This is a genomic window from Sulfitobacter sp. M05 (genome assembly GCF_029285175.1).
Lineage (GTDB): Bacteria > Pseudomonadota > Alphaproteobacteria > Rhodobacterales > Rhodobacteraceae > Sulfitobacter.
The window spans coordinates 1-1,067 of sequence record NZ_JABEDH010000017.1 but is presented as its reverse complement, the minus strand read 5'-3'; the positions used below and the strand labels follow the sequence as shown (position 1 = coordinate 1,067).

The 1,067-nt window shown below is 55.0% G+C and carries 1 protein-coding gene; it reads right to left on the bottom strand.

The window, feature by feature from the left end:
- Nucleotides 1-6: 6 nt before the first annotated feature.
- The coding region (locus tag HKX44_RS19980; RefSeq protein WP_276153172.1) for a hypothetical protein at nt 7-1,067 on the bottom strand (1,061 nt) is incomplete at its 5' end.

Sequence of the window (1,067 nt, the reverse complement as noted above, 5' to 3'; positions counted from 1 at the left end):
AATATATCAACGGCTTCTACAATCCGCGCCGACGGCATTCAGCACTGGGTTGGAAAAGCCCCGTCGCCTTCGAACGGAAAGTGGCCTAAACGAGCACTTGGGGCGGCACAAAAGCGCGACAGGTCCAAGTCCACGTAGCAGCGTGCACCATCGATCGAGCGGACGCAGCGCATTTCCGAAGACATGCTCAGTTTCAAATTGAAGTCCGTCCTTTTCGATGACAATCGTGAAGTCCTGATGTTTCAGAAGAGCAATTGGGCCACCGAGTTCCGGTGGTGCAACATGCGCCTCAACCTCAAACACGGCCGCCTCGTCCAACACATCTGGGCCCTTCATTGAGACACGCCAAACGCCCACTGATGGCGGTGTCATCTTAATTTGATCGAGGTCATCAAAAAGTTGTCCACTATAGGGGATCGGGATCCCGAAACGCGCGTCGAACACACTGAGGCCTGATGCGTTGATCGGCTCCAAGCCCAACCAGATGCGCGCCAGCTGACCCTCTTTATCAACTTTAAAGGTATACTGACCAACAAGCTCTGCGTCCTCATAGCCCAGCTCTCGCAGCTGCCGCTGTTTCTCAGCGACATATGCGGTCGGGTCGTCGCCAACGGCTTTTTGGAGGGCGTCGCGCAACCCCTCCGCTGTAAGCTGAAACTCATGTCCCTTGGACCGATAGTCAAAGGAGATATTCTTGGATGCCAGATCAAAGTCGCGCTTCGATTCGGCTTGACGCAAACGCAGCAAGACGCGCGCCAGGTTCTTGCCGAAAATAGGGATGACGTAGCCGCGTTTTGGCTCGCCGTCCGTGTGCAATCTGAACACCACCAGCAATGATGGTCCCGGAAGCTTGGCAAATGGCTCAAACGTCGAGAGCTTCGCCTTGACCGTGCGCCCCTTTTTCTGAGCCGTAGATTTCAGCTGAACGTAACAAGACCATTTGGACCTGTCGCGCTTTTGTGCCGCCCCAAGTGCTCGTTTAGGCCACTTTCCGTTCGAAGGCGACGGGGCTTTTCCAACCCAGTGCTGAATGCCGTCGGCGCGGATTGTAGAAGCCGTTGATATAT